We start from the raw sequence: 25,432 nt of genomic DNA, 5'->3' as shown, positions 1-25,432 counted from the left end.
TTCACTCTCCTACCTTAATAGTTTGTTTTGTATAATATTTATCTTGAATAGCGTCATTCTGAATTGCTTCATTCCATGGCTCGATGTATCTATTCAATGTTTTGTCCATTCGCTCATTTAAGGCCTTGCGCGTAACTTCATCTGCTAATACTTCTCTCACATGGTCCAAGCCAACACGTTCGACCCATTTGGAGGTCCGCTCTAAATAGTTCGCTGTTTCCCGGTAATATTGGAGATAAGCACCTGTCATTTCCATGACTTCTTCCTCTGTTTTCACCGTGCAAAGTAGATCTCCAGGACGCAGGTCCACACCGCCGTTACCAGCAACATAGATCTCCCAGCCACCATCAATTCCGACGAAGCCAATGTCTTTAATCCCAGCTTCAGAACAGTTTCTTGGGCAAGCTGACACGCCCATTTTGACTTTATGCGGAGTATCGAGACGTTCAAACTTTTTTTCGAGCTCGATGCCAAGAGCCATGGAATCCTGTGTACCATAGCGGCAGAACTGTGCGCCGACGCAAGTCTTAACGGTACGAAGTGTTTTTCCGTAAGCATAGCCAGATGGCATATCAAGGTCTTCCCACATGCTTGGCAGATCTTCTTTTTTCACTCCAAACAGACCGATCCGCTGGCCGCCTGTTAATTTAACTAACGGCACATTATACTTTTCTGCTACTTCAGCGATTTTTTTCAAATCTGCTGCTGTTGTTACCCCGCCATACATTCTTGGGACAACGGAGTAAGTACCATCCTTTTGAATATTGGCATGCATTTTTTCATTGACGAGACGGGAATCACGGTCATCCTTGTACTCATCCATGTGAACCATACCGAGGTAGTAGTTGATGGCAGGGCGGCATTTCGTACAGCCTTCCTCATTGTTCCATTCCAAGACATTCATCACTTCTTTGACGCTTGATAAGCCCTTCGTCTTAATTTCCTCTACTAATTCTTCACGGCTGATGGTCGTACAACCACAAATGCTTGTCTTTTGTGCAGCCGCCGCATCAAATTGATCCCCTAGTGTATGGGCAAGGATGCTTGAGACCATTGGTTTACAACGGCCGCATGAGCGTCCCGCATTCGTGCAATGGCTGACCTGATCGAGTGTTGTGAGCCCTTGTGTTTTGATCGCTTCGACAATCGCTCCTTTTGTGACACCATTACAGCCGCAAATGAGTTCATCATTTGGCATTTCGGCAATATCATCGGCAGCAGCGTCATTGGTATTTGTATGAAAAATGGAAACTCCACTGATATCTTCTTTTTTCGTAAGCATACGGAAAAGTCTTGTGCTGTCCGTTGTATCCCCATAAAGGACAATTCCGACAATCACGTTATTTTTTGTAAGCACTCGTTTATAAATCCCTTCGAAATCGTTATAGATCATAATGGATTTCGTTTGGTCATCATCGGTAATTTCTCCAGCTGAGTATAAATCGACACCTGCCACCTTTAATTGAGTTCCGGTAATAGAACCTCCATACGCCTCTGCGCTCAAGCCACAAATACGGTTGGCTAGCACTTTTCCTTGTTCATATAATGGTGCCACAAGCCCATATACAGTTCCCCTGTGCTCAGCACATTCTCCGACTGCATAAACATGCGGTACACTCGTTTCCATATAGTCGTTCACGACAATCCCACGATTAACATCAATGGTGGAGTTCTTCGCAACCTCCGTATTGGCCTTAATGCCGACTGCCATCACAACCATATCTGCTTCAATCTCAGAACCGTCCTTAAAGCGTAGTCCAGTGACACGCTCATTTCCTAAGATTTCAGCTGTTTCTTTTTCCATCAAAAAGTTCATGCCTTGTGCTTCAAGCTCAGCTTTCAGCATGGATGACGCAATTGGATCAAGCTGGCGCTCCATTAAATGTGGCATCAAATGGACAACATCCACCTTCATTCCAAGGTTCAGCAACCCTCTAGCTGCCTCTAGACCGAGGAGACCGCCACCAATGACGACCGCTTTTTTATAATTCTTCGCATCTTTGATCATTACTTCACAATCATGAATATCACGAAAACTTGTCACACCCATTTTGTCTGCACCTGGAATTGGTAGAATGAATGAATTGGAGCCTGTTGCAATAATTAATTCATCATAGTCAACTTCACGGCCTTTGCTGCTCATAACACGCTTTGCTTCCACATCAATGTTCACAACGGCTTCATCAGTAAATAGTTGAATATTATTTTCCTTATACCAATCGAGTGGACTGATAATGATTTCTTCAAAGTTTGTGTCGCCCTGTAGAATATTAGATAATTTAATGCGATTATAGTTTGGATGGGGTTCTTGCCCAAAAATAGTAATTTCAAAATGTTCCGGTGCCAGTTTGAGAATTTCTTCAATGGTTCTGACTCCCGCCATTCCATTGCCGATCATGACTAATTTCTTCATCTATTATCTCTCCCTATAGTTAGTAGGTTCTTATGTTAATCTTTATAGCAATATTGTAAATGGGAATAGGATTAATTATTGTGAAGTTGATCACATTTTATCTGAGTATGTGATGTTCTTCACATTATTGTCATATATCTATAATTTAGTGGATGGTAAATATGGAACATCTCTGTTAAAAAGGTAAAATGTTTTGGATTGATTCCGTGTTTAGGCTAACAAAATGGGGGAGACAGGGGACATTATTCAAGAAAGCACAAAAAATAAAAAACCCCAGAACCATTGATAGATAAATCAAGGTTTCTAGGGTTTTCTTTATCACTATTATAGGAAGCGACTGAATTAACGAGAGTAATATTCAACGATTCTATCAACCCCTGATGTATCAACGTTTAAACCACTATAACTCGGAATTGGCCCCAGTTTTGGCCCCACTAAGACTTTCAGAGAATAACTGAACGGACTCTTCTTCTAAATCTAAAAATGTATGACCGTATATGTCAAGGATCATTTGTGGTGTGTTTCCTAGTCGCTCAGCAACTACCTTAATACTAGCTGCGCGTTTACCTTGACTTAGCAGAAGTGTAGCATGTGTATGTCTTAATCCATGTGGAGTGATTGGTTTTATACCAGCTTTTTTAGTTATCCGTCTTAGAGAATAAATAATAGTATTATCTGTGATGGGATTTCCATTTTGATAAGAGATGAAGATAAAGTCACTATTTATCAGGTGGTATCCAAATTTCGATTTCGTTTCCTTACACCATTTCTTATAGCCATTTAACTGTTGGATTAGGATATCATCAATTAAGATGGTACGATAACTGTTATCAGTTTTGGGAGATCGTACTCCTTTATTGTCTCTGGTACGTTCTACTGTTAATGTTTTCTTGGTAAAGTCAATATCCTTCCACTGTAGTCCACAAGCTTTACCACGACGCAAACCCGTATAAGAAAGAAGCAAAAAGAGTGTGTAATTAGTGATGTTCTCATACTCTTTTGCGGTAGATAATAATTTGTTTAACTCATGCGCTTCTAAGAAATTATCATTTAAACTTTTTCCCTTGAAAAGTAGCTCCTGCTTTTCATTGCGAATAGTGATTTTGGTAAAACGGTTCCGAGATAGGATTTCATCATCTACAGCCGCATTTATTCCAATTTTAAATAATCGATGAAATAGCTTTACAGTTTCTACTTTGTATTCTTTAAGAAGCGGATTTATAAAAGCCCGTTTATAAGTTGTTTTATCCAATTCTTGAAGCTTGTAACGACCTAACAATGGTTTAATTTGTAGACGTATGGCCATCTCACGCTGTTGACGAGTGGTAGGCTTCCAATCCAACTCATGTGTTTCATACCAAAGATCAAACCATTCAGCTATGGTGAAATTTGAATACTCTACTTGTTTAATAGCTCCTTTAAGTGTATTAGATTTTACTTCTAATAGAGCCTGATATGCTTCTTTCTCGGTAAGAAATCCCCGTCTTTTTTTCTCTTTACGTTTTCCTAATGAATCATAATATTTGTGACGAAACATCCAGCGTTTTTCACCTTTATCGTTAATGGAATAATAAAGCTCTGGATCTTTTTTGATTTGTGATACTCCATTCTAACTATCCTTTCTTTAGCATGGGTGAAGGGATAGAAAGAAAGTGCATAGTGATTCTATTTGAACGTAGTATTTGTTTAAGTTAATTATAATCCAAAATAATGAAAATGTCTTTCCGAAGTATTGAAGTATTGTCAAGTTATGAAATTTCATATATGAATGTTATTTTGTGAAAAAATGTACTTAAACTAAATGGCAATTTAGTAGGGGAATTGCCATTAGCTATTATTCAACAATCGGGCCATTATATGTAGTATGATTTTCTACCGTATTCAACGTAAGTAAAGATAGCAAAAATGGCATTTCTCTATCTTTGTAGAAACATTATCTATAGTAAGTATTTATAGTTATCAACTTTAACAAACATAGGACTTTACTTGGAGTGGTGGGTATGATAGGCTCGTTTGCCTGTTGAAACATCCTGCTTCAGACTTTCAAGACAGATCATACCCACGGAGGCTCCAAGTCAAGTCCTTAACCGTTATCTATGGTTACATATAAACAATGATAAAAGGTGCAACACATCAACGTTTTTTTGCTGATACTATATATAAGCATCCCTTTAATTGAATAAGAATATCTTGAAAGTTTGAAGACTTATGGTATCTTGGTTGACTTTTGGACCCAAATCTACTAGTTGATACTTTTATGCTATTATAGATTAGATGAATCAAGTATTTTATAGAAATTCTGTTTTATATTGAATTTGAAGGTATTTAGTTATATATAAAATAAGGTAGTGTCAAAAGTTCTATGAAAACTACCTAGATGTTTAGCTTCTTCCCCATTTTTTAGGTGGGAGAGCCCCGCAATCGCTCTTGACAAACACGCCAATGGTTTGATGAGTGTTTAACAAGGGCGAAGGGAACAAAAGAAGGTATGCCAAATAAGCCCTTGGTTATTTCCATTTTAAACCATTGGCAAGTTCGGTTTGTCAAGAGTTCGCTCCGCCGATTGCTGATATGGCCCAAGGGCTCAGCTAAACAAAAAGTTAGGCTGTTCTCTGCTGCTCCATGATCCATTGTTGGGCTAAACTTATCAGTTTCGTCCAACGTGCAGGCATGGTGGGAAGCCTATTTAGCTCTGGATTCACTACAGGCACTTTTCCTTCTAACGCGGCATGTGGACGTAGAAAGTTAAAGTAGGCCGTAAATAAAGTGACGTAGGAAACGGAGCCGTGTTCAGAGCCGAATCCATGAGTAGAGCGGTAATTACCCTTAAATGTCCGATTGAGTCTCTCAATAATTTGTTTAAGAGGCCTATATTCGGTCGAAACAGGGTCCTCATTGGTTAACCCGATGACCTGCTTCACATCGAATGCAATACCGTGTTGAGCGAAAAAGTGTTGAGCTAGGAGATAAATTGGATTTCCATCTACAACGAAAGTCAGATTCTCTGGAATCTCTTTCATCTTCACTAAGACCTCATCAATCGCTCGAATAGCTGTTGCTGTGTCACGATTAGGCGACACCGGATACGAAAGAATAATCTTTTTTACAGCGTCAAAAAAGAAAAATAAATAATGCCATCGACCGTTTACTCTGATATACGTTTCATCACCGCAGAATTGGTCAGAAAGTTCATAGGGATAGTGATCCACATAAGGTTTAAGTAATAAAGCTACGCTATTTTCGTAGTTCAATACGGTCTGATGTGAAATCATCACTCCGTGTACGTCCTGCATAATCGCAGCTGTTTTACGGGCCGAAAGGCCATAGTTTACATGATAGGTTAGGATCAATCCTAATGTATGTGGGGATGCATAAATCTTTGATAAATCCACGGCTGGAAGTGCTGGTGATTCCTTAGATAACGGCTGGAAATCGATATAAAACTGACGGAAAATGTATCTTAATTTAAATGCTTGAGGGTCCTTTTTGAACCTTTTCTTCTCTTTTGAAGACATCCCATTGAGCTTCTTTTGATAATAAGAACAGTCATTGTTTTTGCACTTGAACACGTGAAAATCTTTTCTTTCTTTTATTTTCTCGAGGGTCTTGGAACAATGAGGACACTTCAGGATGGCCTCCTTAGAAAAACGGTTCTTTTCACTGAAAAATTCTGTACACACCTTGCATTGATACTGACCTTTATCTCCATTGTTGGCATAAAGATAATCCGATGGAGCACCACACTTTGGACAGTTAATGGATTTAGGTACGGAAACTTTTGCATTCTTACGCCTTTGAACAGGTTTAAGAGGTTTCCCGTTCTTCTCTAGGTATTCACTAAGAAGAACCCGATAATCAAGCTGTTCTAGAACTTCAATGACCGGAAGGTCGTCCACTTGAAGTTTTCGATAGGGTTTATTTACCGGCTGTTCAGTAGGCTTTTCGAACATGCTTTTGCCAATCAATAAAGTAAGCAATGTTCGAATGAGTTGTTCTTGATAGTTTATAAAAGTTAATAAATAGGTTATAATTTGAGGGTACAAATTGTCACTTCCATTCTTGGTTGTTGGGTGTGTAGTAACCTCAATTATCCAAAGAATTTAGGGGGTGGCAATTTTTTTGCTTATAAAACCAACTATCAAGGTATTTTATAGCCTATTTAATATAAAAGTTTTGACAATACGTAAAATAAGAAGGGAGTAATAATATGAATAATTCTGCAACAGATGAAAAAGATTACCCTTTATTGGATTCGTTAAGTCAGGTTATTATTTTTGCGGATGAGCTTCTGGAATACATCGCAGAGAAAGGGAATTATACAGAAACAGAGGTTGTAGTTTTTGCTTTGTGTAGGCAGCTAATTGAGCAAGTGGATGGAGTTTTTATTGGAATTGATCAGGGTAACCTTTCTTTATCTAGATCATCACTTCGAAATGCTTATGAAACCCAGCTTGGTCTAAACTATATTTGGAAAGATCCAGCTAAATCAATTCAAAGAGCTTTATCCTATAAAGTAGGGGCTATGAAAGAAGAAATCTCTTGGTTCAATATTGCCATTGCAGATAATATTTTGGAACCAGATGTGCCAAGATCAGAACTTATAACTAAGAAAACAATTATTGAAAATGCTCTTAATGTAGCAACTTTATTACCAATCTCTAATGAATGGAATCGAGCAAAACAAAATCTGCTCTCAAGACAAAGAAATGATGATCCTAGATGGTATTCTCTATTTAGAGGCCCTTCTTCTATTTACCAATTAGCGAAGCTTTTAGGTCAAGAGGACAGCTATCGTTTAATATATGGAGGACTTTGTACTACAACACATGGTACAGATGCACTTAAAAATGTTGCGCTTGAAGAACCTTCTCGTAAGGTCTTAATTTTGCCTTTAAGAGATGAAGACAGGATTCAAGAAGAAACTCCAATTCGACTTGGGCGCGCATTTTTATTGGAAATGATTGGCCAATTAATTTCGAATTATGCTCATGAGAAAACGAATGAATTTGGCTTATTACTGGACGATTCTATTTCGCATACAGCTACCTGAGTAAATGGTAATAATCACAGACTTAATCTTCGATAATCAGGCTCGTTTTCATGAATAAGGAAAGGATCTTTTCAAATTTAGGTTTAGCTACGTGGAAGAAGATGAAATGTGGTCAACTTGGTCAAAATACGCCTATATGTAAAAGATGAAGTAGATATTTCACCTGAACAAATAACTAGCTATGATGAAATATAGATTTTAGTATTAAAAAATTTAAAGGGTAAAAATGTTATAAGATTTCAAGGAGGCTATATGCTTTTTAGGATAGAAGATAGTGCAAATATTAATGGAAAACATAGAGAATATAATATTCCTGAAAAAGACCTTCCTGAACTTAGAGTAACTCAGCTTGAGAGTTATATTGCAACAGAAATTCGAAAAGAGGTTAATAACTCGAAGGATAGAAGTTTATTAAGTTATTCAAAATCATTAGGTGTTTGTTTGCTTAAATATAATAAATTTGCGGACAATCAACTCCGGATAAATAATCTAGATGATATAGAGGATTTTGTTTTTTATTACGTTTTAAAATCTAAAAAGGTTAAGTGTAAAACATTTAATTTAAAAGAAGGAATAAAATATAAAAAAAACAGAAAAATAAAGCTCATAAACTTTAAAATAGATATTTCTAACAATATTCTTTTGGATGAATATATGAGAAAAGAAACCGGAATTGGTCTAAAAAAAGTTGCATCTCCAGAAAAAGACAAAGAGGTCTTGCTTATGCAGTCGCCCTATGATATTGTAATAACTTGTTATTTGGAGTCTGTATATCTATTATATGCTCTATATTTAAAGTATGGTATGAATGAGGGAATATACAATAACCTTCTAAATAAAATTAGTACATTAGAAGATTTTCGTTTCGTATGTTGTGGAGAATCGGAAAGAGATGCTCTAATAGCAATAGTAAATTACCTTTATTATAATGGTGAAGTTGAGAAAGAAATGAGTCAGAAAATATATCAAGATAGTAGGAAATCTGAAGAAATTTCATTTTATTACAATCCTATTCTTCAGTTACACGACATACAAATTGAAAGTTTTAACGATTCATATATGTTAAGTGATTACAATGGAAATATCATATCTGATTGGATATGGGAATTTTATAAAAATGGTATAGTGGTCGACAATTAAATTGGATTTTTTAAAATGATGGTAAGTAATGTATTATTCTGTAACTTTATTAATTTGTAGAGTGCAGATTAGTTCATGATACTTTACTATAAATATAATATATTGATTTTTCCACAATCGGACGCTTTCCTTCAGTAAGGAATAAGCGCCATTTTTTTCACATTATAGAGCAAGATTAACTATATTTTTGAACGTGGAGTATTGCATCAGTATTCTTGAAAAGCTCTTCAAATAGCTGAATTCCCTCCAAACATTTTTGTTCTATAAGTTCAAAGAAATCAGTGTAATTATTAAAAGAATAGTCATCAAAATGCTTCTGAGCCGTTTGAATAATGTTGTCTATTTGTTCTTTATGTGACAATGACATACTTGCGATTTCTCCAAAAGTAATCTTATGAGAATAAATACTATACCCGATATATTCTTTGCATAACTTTTGGTACTGTGATATTTCACTTTTAGTGAGAGTATCCAGATAGTCAGAAACATCTAAAGGATCAGTATAAATATGCAATGGTTTTGCTGTATGATGAATACTTCTTATTCTGTTTTGTAACCAGCGTTTTTCAAATAATGATAAAAACTCATTCCAAGAAAGTAACTGTATATTTGTGTTATTAGCTGCCTCATATGCTCCTGATTGAAACCCTTTTTTAGCAATGATTAGACCGTGCTGTGAACCATAATCATTAACAACCGTTCTAAAGGAGTGAATAACCGTTTGAGGGATATCAGTGTTCCAATATTTACATTCGATTAGGTATTCTGATGAAGGTGTGCTATTGTTATCCTTTGCGAACACATCGATATCAACAGTACCTCTTACGGTTGATATCTGTTTGCCACGCTCAGCATCAAATCCACATTGATTTAATATTTTCGCAACTATTAGTTCTAAATCTTGCCAGCTATAGGGCGGTTCGTGAATAATTTCCAATACAAAATCCTCCATAAACTACAATGTTTAATAGATCTTACTAAATTATAAGATATCAATATTTTGGTTTCAAATAGTTAATGAAATCTTACTCGGATATACAACGAATCGTAATTAATACCGAGATATGTCGTTGAAGATATGTTATCGGAGTAGGAAATTTTTGATGAATTGTTAAATTAAATGCGTAGAAAGAAAATATGGTGTTAAGCGAATTAGCTTATTCGGTTCGTACATCTAAAGAGATAGTAATAAGATAGTGGCATTGATATTAATTATACGACAAAGTTTTTATTGGAATAAAAAACGAACTCCATCTTGGAAGTTCGTTTTTCTGTAAATATTGAGATTACTATTGTTATAGAGTAGTGATTAATTTATTCTATTTGTCTAATTGCATCTCAGATAATCTTCCACGACTGAACTCTTTTGCAAGGCCAACAACAAATAATTGCTGTATAAAATTCAATAAATCCTTATCACTATCCTTTTTAATTTCTACTTCGGGTAAAATGATAAAATCTCCTGATACTTTCAGTTCAAAATTGTCAACTAGTATATTTAAAATTCTTGGCTTTAGTTCCTTTCCGACACCGAGTATTTTGTATTCAGGCAACAGCTTTGCATATCTTGCATTCAAGAATTTATGAAATCCATATTGAGTTAGCCCATCATAATTATTTGTTGATCTTTGTTTTTTCAATTCAATGATAAGGAATCGTGAAAAGGCATCTTCATATACAGAAGCAGGTTCACCCCGATTTCCCCAATTAGAAAGTAGCATTCGACCTTCACGTAGTAATTTTCCATGCTGAAATAATTTATATGGCAAAAAGCTTCCGATTACTGAACTGTCATTATCTTTATGTTCCAACCAGTTATTTTCAAAACAAATCTCAATTGAGAGTGGGAGCGACATGGACTTTGATGGTATTAAGGACATAATTTGACAAAAAAGGGTATCCACTAAGCTTTGATTAAGTATTAAATCATTAGACAAAACTTTACTATGATCTGAATGTTTATTTGTCCCATGTTTTACTACATAGCGGTTAGGATTCTTTTCTCTATATTTCATATGTTCAGCATAAGCTGCACGTTCATGAAACCAACTCATGGGATGCTCCTTCCAAAATATTATTTCTATCTTAAATATTTTTTTGAGATTGCTATCTCAAGCAACTTACCAATATTGTTATCCGTTAATGAAAATGCATTTTTAATCGCCAAGCATAACGAAAATATCAATTCAGATCCTTCAGATTGCTCGAATTGAATGCCGAATTGATCCATTAAAAACCGACCCATTTCCCATCTCTTATCATAATTTATATCTTGCATATAAAAATCCCTTTTTTCTAAAACATGGCAAACATCTTCAATATGATCAGGATTTTCAGTCAAATACGTTTCGAGTAACAATGAAAATTGATAGGTTCCCTTTTCTCTATGGGAATAAACAGATGAGAAGATGCTCAAAATCAATTCAGTATCTAAGGGATTATTTATCATTTTTACAAAAGGACTTTTCAAAAACCTTCCAAATGCAAATAGGGCTTTGTCCATTTTTCTTATGTTCATTCTTCTCAGATCATAATCACTATCCTGAATGTATTCATGAATAAAAGGGATGTAGTCATTTAAATAAAATTTAATCATGATAGATTTATCTTTTGGCATCTCTAAAATCATATCGCTCTTTATGTATTGATATGCTCGGTATGTATGTTGATCGAATATAGGATAATAAGCTGGATTAATGATATGGAGTAAAAATAACTTCCAAACTCCATCAGGAATAAAATATAAAGATGAATACAAATCAGTTTGATTAGATTTTTTTAATTCGTTTATCCGGTCTAGGTTTAAAACGATCTGTTTTACGGCTTCCGCTTTCTTCTTGCTTAGAGCCATACCGTTTTTCCAAGCATATAGAGCAAATATATCTTTTTCACTGTATTCTTCTTTTATTATGTTTTCATCATATAGTTTGTTGCAAAGTGGATGTTTCGGATCATAATTATATAATTCTGCCCAATATTCTATAAACTGCTTTTGATCGATGGGAGAAATCGGCTCAAATTTTATATACATGGTATGATTACCTCACCTTTCTTTTATCGTATAACCCGCTTTAAGAAGGACAGGTATGGAATCAGATTTGGTTGCATTTCTTAAATATTTTCCTATGGAAAATGCCTTATTTACCACTTTTCCTGTTGAAAATTTCATTTTGAATGAAAAATCAATTTCAAAATCGAAAGTCCCTTCGTCAGCTGTTTCAACTTCAACAAAATCATTGGATGCGATCTTCCCAAGGTTACGTTTATGTCTTGATGTTTCAATGAGATCATCATCTTCGGACATAAATGCTCCAGTTTCATAAAATATTTCTTCGATTATTAAATTTGTATTATTGACAAAATATATCGTATAAAAAAATTGCTTCGGATCATTTGGACGATCTTTACACACGGCAAGAAAACAGTTCAATTTTCATCACCTCAATTTCAAATTTTTCCATCTCTATTATATAATAAGGTTTATAAAATCTATATCTAAATAACTAGTTTCTAAGAGGTTATAGTCACGAACTTCTAATTTTATGCTTTGAAATTATATTGGGGAAAATTGTGGGAATGAACGATGAACTTAGATCAAATTGATGCTGGTGAGATAACTGAAATTTATAACTATATAGACCGAATGCTTACGAATCTACAATTTGAATTAAGAAGCGAAGGAACCTATCAAACAAAGCAAATTTTTCTTCAGTTGGGAGGGTTATGTAATGAATTTAATAGAGTTATTAAGAATGCGGAATTTTGATATAAATGCGAAAACAAAATTGGTTAGGCATCAGGATTCAAGGTTTGATATTAATAACATCTATAAAAATGGGATGATGGATATTTATCAAAGCTTTCAGGAGAACAATGTCTTTAGCGACTGTGAATATATCATATCTTTTCTTGGGATTGAAAATAATAAGGCAAAACTTGTTGGTATACAGGGTGATACAAGAAATACCGATTTCAGACGCTGAAATTCCCGACAATTTTATTTATCCTGAAATGTTTCTAAACGATAATTACTATTATGAAATGATCGAAGAGCCATTACTAGATGATCTCAAAGAGAGATTAGTCATTGATTGGGGAGCAGGCACACGAAGCTGGCATCAATGGCTGAATATTAACAAGCCAAAAGAAATTGTTGAGATTTTCCCAGTTGGTTACTATGACTCATTTCCCGGCTTTTTAGAATTCATTTTAGATTCGGATGATTTGTTAAGAATCGTTAATTTTCCAGACTCAAATAAAGAGTGGCATAAAATGCTTTCCTCTGTTGCCGGGATTTATTTAATTGTCGATTCGAAAACAGGGAAACAATATGTTGGCTCAGCTTATGGAAAAGAAGGTATTCTCGGTAGGTGGAAACATTATGCCCAAACAAAACATGGGGGAAACGAAGTATTAAAAACAATATTAGAAGAAAATCCTCAGTCTTTTAAACATTTTAAATTTACCATTCTAAGAACTTTACAAAAGGAACTAACTAAAAATGAAGTTATAAAATATGAATCTCTCTATAAGGAAAAACTTGGAACGAGGGCTTTTGGATTGAATTTAAATTAGCATTAAGCTTATAAATTCATTTTAAGCAAATTTGCCACCTATGGAGTAGACAATGGAAAAGGGGAAGATTTTTTTGCAAACTACTATGATAAATACAGAGGGATTATTTTATCCTGAATTTAAAGAAAAGAATAACTATTCTTTGGAAACGAAACAATGTATTGAAAATACCTTAATAAATTTAATGAAAAATGACACAACTGTCAGCAGGCCCGGTATGTTGTTAGGGAAAATTCAAAGCGGGAAAACAAGAACATTTATTGGGATAACTGCGCTTGCTTTCGACAATGACTATGACATAACGATTGTATTAACAAAAGGAACAAGGGCTTTAGCACAGCAAACTTATGAACGACTGAAAAAAGAATTTGAAGATTTCAAGGATGATGATGTATTACAGATTTTCGATATCATGACCTTGCCGGACAATTTGATAGATTATGAGTTAGAGCAAAAGTTGATTTTTGTTGTAAAGAAGGAAGCAAACAATTTAAGAAGACTACAAAAAGCATTGTTTGAAACATATCCTGCTCTTGCCAATAAAAAAGTCTTGATCATTGATGATGAAGCGGATTTTGCAAGTATTGGGTTCTCTAAAACTCAGCAAGAAATATATGAGATCAATGTAATTGCTGGTTTAATTGATAATATCCGTAAAGAGTTAAGCAGTGCAGATTTTTTACAAGTTACAGCTACCCCATACTCATTATATTTGCAACCAGAAGACTTGAAAATAGATGGTACAACCAAAACATTTCAGCCGATTAAACCAGCTTTTACAGGATTGGTTCCTGTACCTGATGCGTACATAGGTGGTGAATATTATTTTGAGGAAAGTGAAGAACATGACTCAATAGCTTCCCATATTTATGAACCAATTTCTTCGAATGAATTATTAATTTTGAAAAAGGCTGATGGAAGAAGATTTAAATTAGAAGATGTGCTAACAAGCAATAAAATTAGTTCGCTCAGACATGCCATTGTTAACTTTATTGTGGGTGGTTCAATTAGAAGAATTCAAGATAAGAAAAAAGGTGTCCGACAGAAAAAATATAGTTTTATAGTACATACAGAGCAGGCAAAAGCTGCTCATGAATGGCAAGAAACGATTGTTACTGAAATAAAAGATCAGTTGAAGCGAATACTTAATCAAAATCCGATATTATTGAATGAGTTAATTCAAGAGTCTTATGAAGATTTAATTAAGTCCCTTAGTTTAATAGAAAGCTACATTCCAAGCCTTGAAGATGTAAAATATGAAGTGTTAACCGCACTGAGCAAGGATTATCTAATGATTACAAAGGTAAATTCAGAAAAAGATATCACACAATTACTGGATGACTCCGGACAATTAAAGCTTCGCGCACCACTTAATATTTTTATAGGTGGTCAGATTTTAGATAGAGGAATTACAATTGGAAACCTAATTGGCTTCTACTATGGACGAAATCCTAAAACTTTTCAGCAAGATACTGTTTTACAGCACTCGCGAATGTTTGGATACCGACCAATAGAAGATTTATCAGTAACTCGTTTTTATACAACGAATGATATTTATGATGTGATGAAAAAGATTCATGAATTTGATTCTTCATTAAGAGCAGCATTTGAAAATGGGGGACAAGACAAGGGTGTTGTTTTTATCCAAAAGGACGATAAAAATAAAATCATTCCTTGCAGTCCAAACAAAATTTTATTATCGAAAACTACTGCGTTAAAGCCTTTAAAACGTTTGTTGCCAGTAGGATTTCAAACCGGCTATAAGTCTTATATTTCGAAAACTATTACAGAAATCGATCAAGTATTAGAGCAACTTTCTACAAATGATGAGCATCCATTTCTTATCGATGTAGATCAAGCCATTACTATTATCGAAAAAATTAAGTCTACATTTGCAGAAGATGAAGGCAATCAGTGGGATGATGCTGCTTTTATCTCAAGTATGGAGTTTCTCTCCAATAATACGGATTCAAAACATAGTGGAAAAGTATGGTGTATCGTAAGAAAAGATAGAAACATAAGTCGTGTTAGAAAAGATGACCGATTTGAAGATGCGCCAGATACCCCTACGGGACAAAAAAGTGAATTAAGGGTCGCGAAGCAGATTGCCACTGATATTCCAGCCTTAATATTACTTCGCCAAAATGGTAAAGAGGAAAATGGTTGGAGGGGTTGCCCTTTCTGGTGGCCAGTCTTAGTAACGCCAGCCAACACGAAAACAACAATTTTTACTAGTAAATCTCTTGATTAAATTCTTTACGGGTTAGAAAGAAGGAATTTCGTAGAATGATAAATGAAAAACCAGTTGAATTCATTCAGCATGTCTTATCTACAATTATTTTAGACGCTGTACAGTTCTTTCCGCAGAATAAGAAGAAAGTTCATTCTGAAGCACACGGGTTAATATTTGGGATCGATAAAGAAAACTCAGTGGAGTGTGACTATGCATTTCCTGTTGGAAGCGTAATGGAACGCAGCGATGTATCGGTTATGCCTGATTCAAAAGTGGATCAAGCAGTTAAGTCAGCTAAAGAATTATTTTCAACTTCTAATTGTATAGCAACCTATCATAGTCATCCGTACGACGAACCATTTGAAGGATGGGCAAATCCAAGTAATGGTGATTGTGCTGCAGCAGATTATTTGGATTTACCTTATTTTTTAATAATTGCTATTGCTCGTAATGGAAAAAAGGATAAACCCTTATTATTACAATATGGTGAATGTGATGCTTATGAATTTTCGTATGATCAGAATGGAGATGGACATGATTTCCCTAAGATACAGACTGCAAACCACCGAGTATCATTTATAAACGGGGAATTTCAAAAGTATACATTTACAATACGCGCATATAAAAATACAGGTCATTCTTTGATAGACGTTGACTTAATCTCATCTGAAGCTGAACTAATGATGATCTTAAATGAAGAAGACATAAAAATCGAAAATATTTCTGAACAAGACACATATCGTCTTAGAAAAATGGAATATAACTTGCGTGAAGAGAACAAAAATCGCAGTATTAGGAACTTTGAATATCATTTAGAGAAAATCAAATAAAAAGTTTTCTAAAACAATATCTAATAAAATCACCTATGATTAAACGGAAAATGGAAGGTTCTATAGCGAATCTTCCATTTTTTGTTTATGAGTCTAAGCAGTCCTCATAATCTGAATATGGTATTTGTACTACAAAATATGTACCCCATTCATCATCTTCTCCGGTCAAGGGTTGAATTTCAATGTCAAAGCGGGCGACTCCACTAAAAATTTCATCCAATACTAAATCTGCGTTTTTATATGGTGTTTCTGAACTAAATCCTGCAGCTGAAAGAAACCTTGCATCTTCATCTGAAAGTGAACTATCATCAATGTTAACCAATATTTTTAAGCTGTTGTTAAAATCTTCTGCCTCAATATGTATAGGCAGTTCAATACCTATTTCATCCTTTATTAAATTATTGGCAGTTGTTTTCACCTGCTCAAAGGTAACATAAAAAGAGATATAAGCAGGCTCTAGTTGTTTAATTAAAGACATTTAATTCATTCCTTCCTTTAGATAAAATCTTGTACTCTATTAATATACCTTAAAACACATAAAAAATTTTGTCATCGTTGTAAGGGGTATTTTATGTTATATGTTTCCTTCTTTTGTTTTCTCTGAACTGCTATAATTTAATGTGAGAATATTTACCAATACAATTGACAGTTTCAACATGATTACAAACGAGTAATGGAAGGGGATATCGAGATAATGCTGGAATACTCAGCGGGTTTCACGAGCGAAGGCTGGTTTCAAAATGAAATAAATATTGTTCTTCCATTAAAGATTGAAGGGTTACCAAGAAGTGAAATACTTGAAAGAGTTCTTGAAAAAAATTTATTTCAATTGAGAAGTGAATCTAGTATTAAGAAACGATTTCAAATGGTTTATCGTAGGACCGAAACATTTAATACTGAATTAGCAAAACTTTATATAAATGGTTCTCGTCTAGATCAAAAAGCACTGCTCTTATATAGCTATTTAAAATGCTATCGACTGCCATTTGAATTTTTTAATGAAGTTATTCTATACAATTACCGTAACAACAAGCCATTTATTCAAAATATTGATGTCGAATTCTTTATAGAACGTAAAGAAAGTGAATCTGAAAAAGTGGCAGGCTGGAGACCTGAAACCAAAAAAAGATTACGCAGCTCTATATTAATGTTCTTTAAGGAAGGCGGAATGCTACAAGAAGAGAATTCAGATACATTCCGAATACACCCATTACATTTGAGCAGTAGATTAAAGAGTTACGCAATTAAACATGACCAGCTGCTTTGTTTACTAAGTGAAGTAAGGTAGGTAAAAAAATGAGTAGTACATATGAGCGTTTAAAGCAAATGGAAAGACGAATAAATGAAGAAGGTTTTACAACTCCTACCGGTATTGGAAGTGAGATTCCACATTTCGTATTTGATTATCCAGCAGAGGATGAATTAATCGTTCGAACTTATGTTGAAGGAGTTTTGAAACGGACATCGTTAAATATTAAGGAAATTAATTTGTTCCTATTCTTATTAAGTCTTTTTGAAGATGATATAGAAGAATTAATTGAAATCAGTGAGGAAGAAGGATACAGCGAGTTAGTCCATGCACTGCAAACTGTATTAGAAGATCAAGATGTTGTTGTGGAAGCTTTCGTCGATCAAGTTAATGATGCGGAAATCGTTTTTATAACAGGTGTAGGCAATGCTCATCCACTCCTAAGATCTAGCCAATTACTTAAAAAGTTATCCAATCATGCCTTTCGAAAGCCAATCATTCTTTTTTATCCCGGTTATTTTACCGGCTTAGAACTTAGGCTGTTTGGAATTTTACAGAATGAAGATCAGTATCAATTATCAAGAATTTCGTAAAGGGGGAAACGAGATGGTCATTAAAGAAATATTTAAAAAAGATATATTTCGACCAATTAACGGGGTAGTTCAAGCGGGACAGCTTGATCATGAGACGATTAAAACGGAGCTTGAAGAGTATGTCATGACTGAAGAGGTAACAGAATACTTTCAAAAGTTTTATGAAAATTATTCAGCAGTCTATAACACTCCTACAAAAGATATCGGGGTTTGGCTCAGTGGCTTCTTTGGCTCAGGTAAATCACACTTTTTAAAAATCTTGTCTTATTTACTAGATGGAAAAGAAATTGATGCCAAAAAGCCGTATGAGTATTTTATAGAAAAAACAAATAATCAGAAACTACTATCGATGATGAAAGAAGTAGATGGAAAAGATTCAGATGCCATTCTATTTAATATTGATTCGATGAGTTCCTCTGGTGCAACTAACAAGGAACGTATTGTAGAAGTGTTTTTACGAGTTTTTAACCGCCATTTAGGCTATTCAGATACGTTATGGCTTGCAGATATGGAGCGACAATTAGATGAAGAAGGTAAATATAAAGAGTTCAAAGAAATCATCCATCGTTTATATGATACAGAATGGGAAGATTTCCGTTTAAAGGCTGTTATCCGACGGAAGAAAATTGTTCAAGCACTTGTTGAAACAGGATATGACGAAGAAACGGCAAATAGCTTTTTTGAAATTAGTAAAAATACCTTCAGTATGACATCTGAGAAACTTTCACAGTTAATTGCAGAATACTGTCGTAATCGTGGGAAAGAATATCGTCTGGTATTCCTAGTTGATGAGGTTGGGCAATACATTGGAACTGACGTTAATTTGATGCTCAATTTACAAACAGTTGTTGAAGATATTGGTGGCGCCACAATGGGTCAAGCATGGGTAATAGTTACCTCACAAGAAAAGATTAAAGCCGTTGCAAATATTCATAGTACAAATGATTTTTCGAAGATTCAAGGCCGTTTTGCTACCCGTATTAACTTATCGAGTGCGAATACAGATGAAGTTATTAAGCGTCGTATACTAGAAAAAACAGATACAGCAGATAAAACGTTGAAAATGACTTATGAACCAATTGAACAACTAGTTCGAAATCGTTTATCTTTTGATCCTAATACGACACAGTTTCGTTCAGGTTATCGATCAGCAGAAGAATTTTCGGCTCTCTACCCATTTGTTCCTTATCAAGTTGATTTACTACAAAAGGTATTTAACAAAATTAGAATTCATGGCGAAGGTGGGACGAGTTTAGCTCATGGTGAACGCTCCTTACTGAAAGCGTTCCAAGAAGCAGCAAAATTGAATGCTGAAGAACAAATAGGAAATCTTGTCACATTGGCAGAATTCTTTCCTTCGATTCGCAATTTCTTGGAAACATCTATTACGAGAACAATCAGTAGAGCTGAAGACCGTGCGCGTAATAATGAAAATATCTTACCTGAAGACATCTCAGTATTGAAAGTCCTTTACTTAATAAAAGGAATTGATGAAATAAAAGCAACACCAAATAACATTGCTACACTTCTTTTAGAAACAATAAATGACGATCAAAATGATCTTCCTATTAAAGAATCGTTAAATCGTTTAGAACAGGCAATGTTTATTGAAAAACATGCTGATGGTACTTATTCGTTCTTATCTGATGAGGAACAAGAAATTAATAAGGAAATTAGAAGTGTTGAAGTAAATCCTACAAAAATTAAAGAGCAACTTGGGGATTTATTTTTCACTAAAATGTATCCAAAAACAAAATATGATTACAGAAAAGATACGCCACCGTTTGATTTTAATAAACGATTTGATAATTATTCAAAGGGTAATATGACTCATCCATTAACGATGCAAATCTTTTCTGTCTATATGTCTGATATGGAAGCTGCCCTAAAAGCAAACTCTGGGCAAATGGTGATTTGTCTTGACGAAGAACTAGTTGCTGAAGCAGAGGCAGCAATTAAATATTCTGAGCAAGTTCAACGCTATGTCAATTTAAAGCGGAATAACAGTACAACCCAAGCCCAACATCGTATTTATGATGCAAAACTTGCTGCCATTGATGAATTTGAACAAAAAGCGGAAGAATTACTGAAAAAGGCTTGTGAAAAAGCTCATTTCTATATTCAAGGACAAGAACGTTCTTTTAAAGGATCCTTTGAAAATCAAGTAAACAGTGCCTTTGATATGCTAATTAGTAATACGTATAAATACTTAGATTATATAGATGTTCCAATTGCGTTTAAGTCCTATAAAGAAGACTGGAAGAGACTTGCAGAACAAGGCATTGACAATGACTTATTGCAAATGACAAGCAATCGGAAAGCCTATGATGAACTGAAAGACTACTTTGAAGATGTTGCCCGAAAGCATGAAAAACCATCAATAAAAGTAATTATTGAAAAGTACCATGCTGTCCCGTATGGCTGGAGTGAGTATGATATTATCGGCCTAATATTGGCCCATATGAATGCTGGAAAGGTGAATCTTCATCTCGGTGATGATAAGTTTACACCTGACCATTCTAACTTCTATGACCGTTTAGCACGTGTATCTGAGCGAGAAAAAATACGAGTAATACCGGAAATTGAAGTGGACTCAAAAATACGAAGAGAGTTCATCTCGTTAATAAGAGATTTTTTTGGTCGTTCCGTAGCAGGAGATACGTATCAAGAATTTGCGAATGCCATTGAGGTCGAGTTGAAAGAACGCTTCCAGTCACCCCTCGAAGATATTCGTTTAAAACGCCAAAATGCACGGTTACGTAATTATCCCTATCCGGGCGAAAGGGAAATAAACGCACTTTCAATGGGATTACAAAAGCTTTTACAAATACGTAATCCGGAGCAGATGGTGAAAGAATTTATTAATGCAGAAGATGATATTGATGATTGGTTTGGAGTTTTAGAGAAACTAACAGGGTTTTACAATAAAACGCCAATTACTGTTTTTGATGAGGCAGTTGAGATATTAGAGAAGTATCAAAGGGATCTAACCCTTATTCAAAGTACGGATGTTCAATTAATTAAGAAACAGATTACCGATATTTTAACGAAGCAAGAACCTTATCGTGATATACCAAGACTTCCGCAGTTAACTTACCAATTAGAAGAAAGTGTTAATAAAGAAGTAAATGAGCAAAGACAAGCTATACAGGTACAAGTAAAACAAATGGAAACAAATTTAAATGAGCTAAAAGATTATTACCAAAGTATGCAGTCTATTGTTGATTATATTGAAACCGAATATTATAACTTTAATCAAATCAAGTCGAGCATCTTAACAGAAGCTAGTCTTGTAACAATTCGTGCGCTTTTGCAACAATTAAATGAAATTGCGACAAGGATTGAAAAAAGAGCAAAAGAGCTGGAAGAAGAGTTGAGAAAACCACCAGTTGTTGATCCAGATGATAGTGATGATACACCACCTGTAGTAATTAGGGAGAAGAAAAGCAAACGTATTGGCTCAAATGAATTGTATCGCTTATTTTTTAATGGTCGTAATAAGATCGAAACTCAGCAAGATTTAGATGAAGCTCTTAATCAGTTACGTTCTGCATTATTAAAAGAATTAAAAGACCACACGTTGGAAATTGACTGAACAGAAGCGGGTCTTTAACGACCTGCTTTTTATATCAGAGAAGGAGTTATGTTAGATGAACAAAACGGAGTTAAAGAATTTTGCGGTCTCTGCTCGAAGAGATTTACTCGAAAAAGTCGCTTTACGAGCAAAAATCTTTGGGATTGATGAGAAGAACGGCCTAACAATAGAAGAAAAATTTGGTCAACTAGCCATTAATGGTGAAACCTATCCAATCGATAAAAAATCAGCATTTTTGTCATTAAAAAAACAGTTAGAAATAAAAGGCTATGAACAATTGATTGAAGAAGTAGCCTATACATGGTTTAACCGTATCATTGCCATACGGTATATGGAAGTGAATGAATATCTTCCTGAGAGAGTGAATGTATTAACAAGTAGTACAGGTAAGGTTGAACCGGATATTTTTTCAGAATTTGAAACAATGGATTTAGATATCGACACATTAAAAATCAAAGATTTAATTCGTCAAGGGGAAACAGATGATGCTTATCGAAAGTTGTTTATAGCCCAATGTAATGCACTAAACGAAATTTTGCCTTTCATGTTCGAAAAAATTCATGACTATACAGAATTATTACTTCCTGATTTTTTATTAGACAGTGAGTCAGTTATCAATAAATTAGTTTCAAATGATTCATTATCGGAAAGCTTTAAAGAAGTTGAAGTAATTGGTTGGCTTTATCAATTTTACAATTCAGAGCCTAAAGACAAAGTGTTTGCTAACCTAAAAAAGAATAAGAAGATAGAGAAATATGATATACCTGCTGCAACACAACTTTTTACACCAAAGTGGATTGTCCAGTACATGGTGGAGAACTCTTTAGGTCAGTTATGGTTAGAATCTAATCCAGATTCACTATTAAAAGAAACAATGCGCTATTACATAGAACCCGCAGAACAAGATGAAAAAGTGAAACAAAAATTAGAACAAATCCGATATAAAAATGTTAACTTAGAGGAAATTACGATACTTGATCCTTGTGTTGGTTCCGGTCATATCCTTGTTTATGCATTTGATTTATTGTATCAAATGTATGAAGAAGCAGGTTATCCAAGTGCTGAGATTCCACAATTAATACTAGAAAAAAATTTATACGGGCTAGATATAGATGAGCGCGCAACTCAATTAGCATCGTTTGCATTAACAATGAAGGCAAGAGAAAAATCCCGCAGAATCTTTCGTAAAAGTATTGAACTAAATATATTGTCGATTCATGAATCTAATCATATAGATAAAGTTGGTATTGCATTCCTATTAGGGAAAAACGAAGATGAGAAAAAAGATCTAATTTCACTTATAGAGGGATTTATTGAGGCGAAAAATTTTGGTTCAATTCTAGAACCACCGCTTCTTGATTATGAGAAGTATATAAGTAGAATTGATGAACTCTCATTTGAACAATTGACCACCGAAAATTATCTTGCATTTGAGCAAATGCCAGAAGTTAAATATTTATTGAAGCAAGCAAATATCCTAGCATCTAAGTATGATGTGGCTATGACTAACCCTCCATATATGGGAAGTAGAGGCATGGGTAGTAAATTGCTATCGTATGTTAAAAAAAGATTTAATAATTCAAAATATGATATGTTTAGTGTTTTCATGGAAAGATGTTATTCATTTGCACAAGAAAATAGATTTGTTGCCTTAATTACTCAACCTTCTTGGGTGCAATTATCATATTATAAACACTTACGAAAATTCCTTTTAGATAATACTATTATTCAGAGTCTTTTGTATATGGGTAGAGGTAATTTTGGTATTGATTTTGGTTCAGTTGCTTTTGTAATTAGAAAGAGCAAGGGTATTAACTATAAAGGAACATATTTTAAACTGTATAAAAGATTATTCCAGTACTTTGACACAAACGAGATAAGAGAATTATTCTTATATAGCAAGGATAATGAAAAAAATAAACATTTTTCCAATTTAGATTTAATGAAAGTAGCACAAAGTTCAAATTTAAAATATTTATTTAATCAATTTGATTTCAAAAAACTACCCAATTACCCCTTTTCTTTTTGGATAAGTGATAAAATTATTGATATTTTCCTGAACTTTAAACCATTAAAAGATATTGCTGAACCACGTGCAGGACTTCAGACAGGCGAAAATGAAACTTTTGTAAGATATTGGAGCGAAGTTGATTATACTAAAATGGGAATAGGCTGTGGTAATAGAGATGAAGCAAAAAGTAGTCAGAAAAAATGGTTTCCATATAACAAAGGTGGAGATTATAGAAAATGGTTTGGAAATAATGAGTATGTTGTAAATTGGTACAATGATGGTGAAGATATTCGTAATGACAAACTCTATAAACTTTCTATAGGAAAATGTCTTGAGAGTAATTCAAAACCCAAAAACGTACAATATTATTTCCGTGAAAGTATAACATGGTCATTTGTAAGTTCTGGTAATTTTGGAGTAAGGTATTCGCCAAAGGGAGCAATATTTGATATAGGTGGTTCTTCTGTATTTCCTAATGAAAATTTATTATTACTTATTGCATTTTTAAATTCAAAATTATCTTTTGAATTTTTAAAAGTTCAAAATGACACCCTTAATTTTCAAGTTGGGAATATTGCTTTATTACCAATAATTGATTCTATTCCCGAAGTAGAACAGAAGAAAATCAATGAATTAGCACAGACCAACATATCAATTGCAACAAAAGATTGGAACTCTTTCGAAACATCATGGGATTTTCAACTCCACCCATTTCTAAATTATAGACATGAAAGTAAACTATTAATTAATGTCTTTAACAAATGGATGGAAAATATGGAATCACAATTTGAACAATTAAAAACTAATGAAGAAGAAATAAATAGAATATTCATCGAATTGTATGAATTACAAGATGAACTGTCACCTACTGTATCGGGCGACAATATCACAATTCGTAAAGCTAATCAAGAATTTGATTCAAAGTCATTCCTTTCCTACTTCATTGGATGCGTAATGGGTCGTTATTCTTTAGATGTTGAAGGTTTAGCTTATGCAGGAGGTGAGTGGGATGACTCAAAATATAAAACATTTAAACCAAATAAATTTGGCTTAATACAAATAACAGATGAACACTACTTTGAAAATGATATAATTGCTCGCTTACGGAAATTTTTATCTATAACGTTTGGAGAAGAAACCATAGAGGAAAACATGCAATGGTTAGCAGAATCTCTTGAATTAAAACGTAATGAAATAGCAGAAGAACGTTTGCGTCGTTATTTCTTAGATGAGTTCTTTAAAGACCATTGCCAAGTATATCAAAAACGTCCCATCTATTGGCTGGTTGATTCAGGCAAGCAAAAAGGGTTACGTACACTTATTTATATGCACCGTTATCAGCCAGATACAATGGCAACGATTCGCTTTGAGCATCTACAAGAAATCCAAGCAAAGTATAACAATGAAATCGCAGCAATTGATTTACGTATTGTGAATCCAAATTTAAGTGCTACAGAGAAACGTGATCTTGAGAAGCGTAAAACGGCTTTTCAAAAACGTTTGGAAGAATTGCTTGTGTTTGATAAAAAACTGGCTGAATATGCAAATGCACAGATTGAAATTGACTTGGATGATGGTGTGAAAGTGAATTATGAAAAATTTGATAAGGTACTAGCAAAGATTAAATAAACAGTAATATTTATAACTTGTGTATCAATACCTGCCGCCCACCGTCGCTTTAATGATGCGAATAACGGTGGGCATTTGATTTTTTTCGGCAAATGACTTTTGATTTGGTAAAAT

At 34.2% G+C, this 25,432-nt stretch carries 19 protein-coding genes; 11 read left to right on the top strand and 8 right to left on the bottom strand.

The features are described from left to right. Position 1: 1 nt before the first annotated feature. From nirB to J2S07_RS14060, 3 genes are all read right to left on the bottom strand, one after another. Positions 2–2,413 (bottom strand): nitrite reductase large subunit NirB, encoded by a 2,412-nt coding sequence (gene nirB, locus J2S07_RS14070; protein ID WP_307151048.1) that lies wholly within the window; start codon positions 2,411–2,413, stop codon positions 2–4. Positions 2,414–2,813: 400 nt separating this feature from the next. Then, positions 2,814–3,950, bottom strand: a complete 1,137-nt coding sequence (locus tag J2S07_RS14065) for a site-specific integrase (protein WP_307151047.1) — start codon at positions 3,948–3,950, stop codon at positions 2,814–2,816. A 1,063-nt stretch (positions 3,951–5,013) separates the two neighbouring features. Further along, positions 5,014–6,456 carry a DDE-type integrase/transposase/recombinase gene (locus tag J2S07_RS14060; RefSeq protein ID WP_307151046.1) on the bottom strand — a complete coding sequence of 481 codons (1,443 nt, stop codon included), beginning with the start codon at positions 6,454–6,456 and terminating at the stop codon, positions 5,014–5,016. Between the two features lie 164 nt (positions 6,457–6,620). Here J2S07_RS14060 and J2S07_RS14055 point away from each other — a divergent pair, with 164 nt between their 5' ends. Both J2S07_RS14055 and J2S07_RS14050 read left to right on the top strand, forming a co-directional pair. Continuing rightward, a complete protein-coding gene (locus J2S07_RS14055) occupies positions 6,621–7,463 on the top strand; it encodes a DUF5677 domain-containing protein (RefSeq protein WP_307151045.1) in 843 nt (280 codons plus the stop codon). A 252-nt stretch (positions 7,464–7,715) separates the two neighbouring features. Next, positions 7,716–8,603 carry a hypothetical protein gene (locus J2S07_RS14050; RefSeq protein WP_307151044.1) on the top strand — a complete coding sequence of 296 codons (888 nt, stop codon included), beginning with the start codon at positions 7,716–7,718 and terminating at the stop codon, positions 8,601–8,603. A 175-nt stretch (positions 8,604–8,778) separates the two neighbouring features. On the opposite strand, the gene J2S07_RS14045 is transcribed toward J2S07_RS14050, so the two are convergent. The 4 genes from J2S07_RS14045 to J2S07_RS14030 all read right to left on the bottom strand — a co-directional run bounded on the left by J2S07_RS14045 (position 8,779) and on the right by J2S07_RS14030 (position 12,033). Continuing rightward, positions 8,779–9,540, bottom strand: coding sequence for a restriction endonuclease (locus J2S07_RS14045; protein ID WP_307151043.1), 762 nt, complete (start codon positions 9,538–9,540; stop codon positions 8,779–8,781). A gap of 382 nt (positions 9,541–9,922) precedes the next feature. After that, positions 9,923–10,657, bottom strand: a complete 735-nt coding sequence (locus J2S07_RS14040; RefSeq protein ID WP_307151042.1) for a hypothetical protein — start codon at positions 10,655–10,657, stop codon at positions 9,923–9,925. A gap of 26 nt (positions 10,658–10,683) precedes the next feature. After that, complete coding sequence (locus tag J2S07_RS14035) at positions 10,684–11,634, bottom strand: hypothetical protein (RefSeq protein WP_307151041.1); 951 nt, start codon at positions 11,632–11,634, stop codon at positions 10,684–10,686. 12 nt (positions 11,635–11,646) lie between these two features. Next, entirely contained in the window at positions 11,647–12,033 is a 387-nt protein-coding gene (locus J2S07_RS14030) for a hypothetical protein (protein ID WP_307151040.1), read from the bottom strand. Positions 12,034–12,186: 153 nt separating this feature from the next. On the opposite strand from J2S07_RS14030, the gene J2S07_RS14025 reads away from it, so the two are divergent. From J2S07_RS14025 to J2S07_RS14005, 5 genes are read left to right on the top strand one after another with little or no spacing between them, the layout of a single operon-like run. Next, positions 12,187–12,369, top strand: a complete 183-nt coding sequence (locus J2S07_RS14025) for a hypothetical protein (RefSeq protein WP_307151039.1) — start codon at positions 12,187–12,189, stop codon at positions 12,367–12,369. Beyond that, complete coding sequence (locus J2S07_RS14020) at positions 12,332–12,586, top strand: hypothetical protein (RefSeq protein ID WP_307151038.1); 255 nt, start codon at positions 12,332–12,334, stop codon at positions 12,584–12,586. The genes J2S07_RS14025 and J2S07_RS14020 overlap by 38 nt, the downstream gene beginning before the upstream one ends. Next, on the top strand, positions 12,555–13,178 hold the full coding sequence (locus J2S07_RS14015) for a GIY-YIG nuclease family protein (protein ID WP_307151037.1): 624 nt from the start codon (positions 12,555–12,557) through the stop codon (positions 13,176–13,178). Before J2S07_RS14020 ends, J2S07_RS14015 begins: the two co-directional genes overlap by 32 nt. A gap of 52 nt (positions 13,179–13,230) precedes the next feature. Next, positions 13,231–15,429: a Z1 domain-containing protein gene (locus J2S07_RS14010; RefSeq protein WP_307151036.1), complete on the top strand. Its 2,199-nt coding sequence runs from the start codon at positions 13,231–13,233 to the stop codon at positions 15,427–15,429. A 35-nt stretch (positions 15,430–15,464) separates the two neighbouring features. Beyond that, positions 15,465–16,241, top strand: coding sequence for an MPN domain-containing protein (locus J2S07_RS14005; RefSeq protein WP_307151035.1), 777 nt, complete (start codon positions 15,465–15,467; stop codon positions 16,239–16,241). Positions 16,242–16,326: 85 nt separating this feature from the next. Here J2S07_RS14005 and J2S07_RS14000 read toward each other — a convergent pair whose 3' ends face one another. Next, positions 16,327–16,719: a hypothetical protein gene (locus J2S07_RS14000; RefSeq protein WP_307151034.1), complete on the bottom strand. Its 393-nt coding sequence runs from the start codon at positions 16,717–16,719 to the stop codon at positions 16,327–16,329. 216 nt (positions 16,720–16,935) lie between these two features. Here J2S07_RS14000 and J2S07_RS13995 point away from each other — a divergent pair, with 216 nt between their 5' ends. Genes J2S07_RS13995 through pglX form a run of 4 tightly spaced genes read left to right on the top strand, consistent with a single transcriptional unit; the run spans position 16,936 to position 25,318 of the window. Then, a complete protein-coding gene (locus tag J2S07_RS13995) occupies positions 16,936–17,529 on the top strand; it encodes a DUF1819 family protein (RefSeq protein WP_307151033.1) in 594 nt (197 codons plus the stop codon). Between the two features lie 8 nt (positions 17,530–17,537). Further along, positions 17,538–18,083 carry a BREX protein BrxB domain-containing protein gene (locus J2S07_RS13990; RefSeq protein WP_307151032.1) on the top strand — a complete coding sequence of 182 codons (546 nt, stop codon included), beginning with the start codon at positions 17,538–17,540 and terminating at the stop codon, positions 18,081–18,083. 13 nt (positions 18,084–18,096) lie between these two features. Beyond that, complete coding sequence (brxC, locus tag J2S07_RS13985) at positions 18,097–21,678, top strand: BREX system P-loop protein BrxC (RefSeq protein ID WP_307151031.1); 3,582 nt, start codon at positions 18,097–18,099, stop codon at positions 21,676–21,678. A 55-nt stretch (positions 21,679–21,733) separates the two neighbouring features. Further along, positions 21,734–25,318, top strand: a complete 3,585-nt coding sequence (gene pglX, locus J2S07_RS13980; protein ID WP_307151030.1) for a BREX-1 system adenine-specific DNA-methyltransferase PglX — start codon at positions 21,734–21,736, stop codon at positions 25,316–25,318. The last annotated feature ends 114 nt before the right edge of the window (positions 25,319–25,432 follow it).

Source organism: Anoxybacillus andreesenii (assembly GCF_030813005.1).
Taxonomy (GTDB): domain Bacteria; phylum Bacillota; class Bacilli; order Bacillales; family Cytobacillaceae; genus Robertmurraya; species Robertmurraya andreesenii.
The sequence above is the reverse complement of the archived record's forward strand: the minus strand, read 5'-3'. Positions and strand labels throughout refer to the sequence as shown.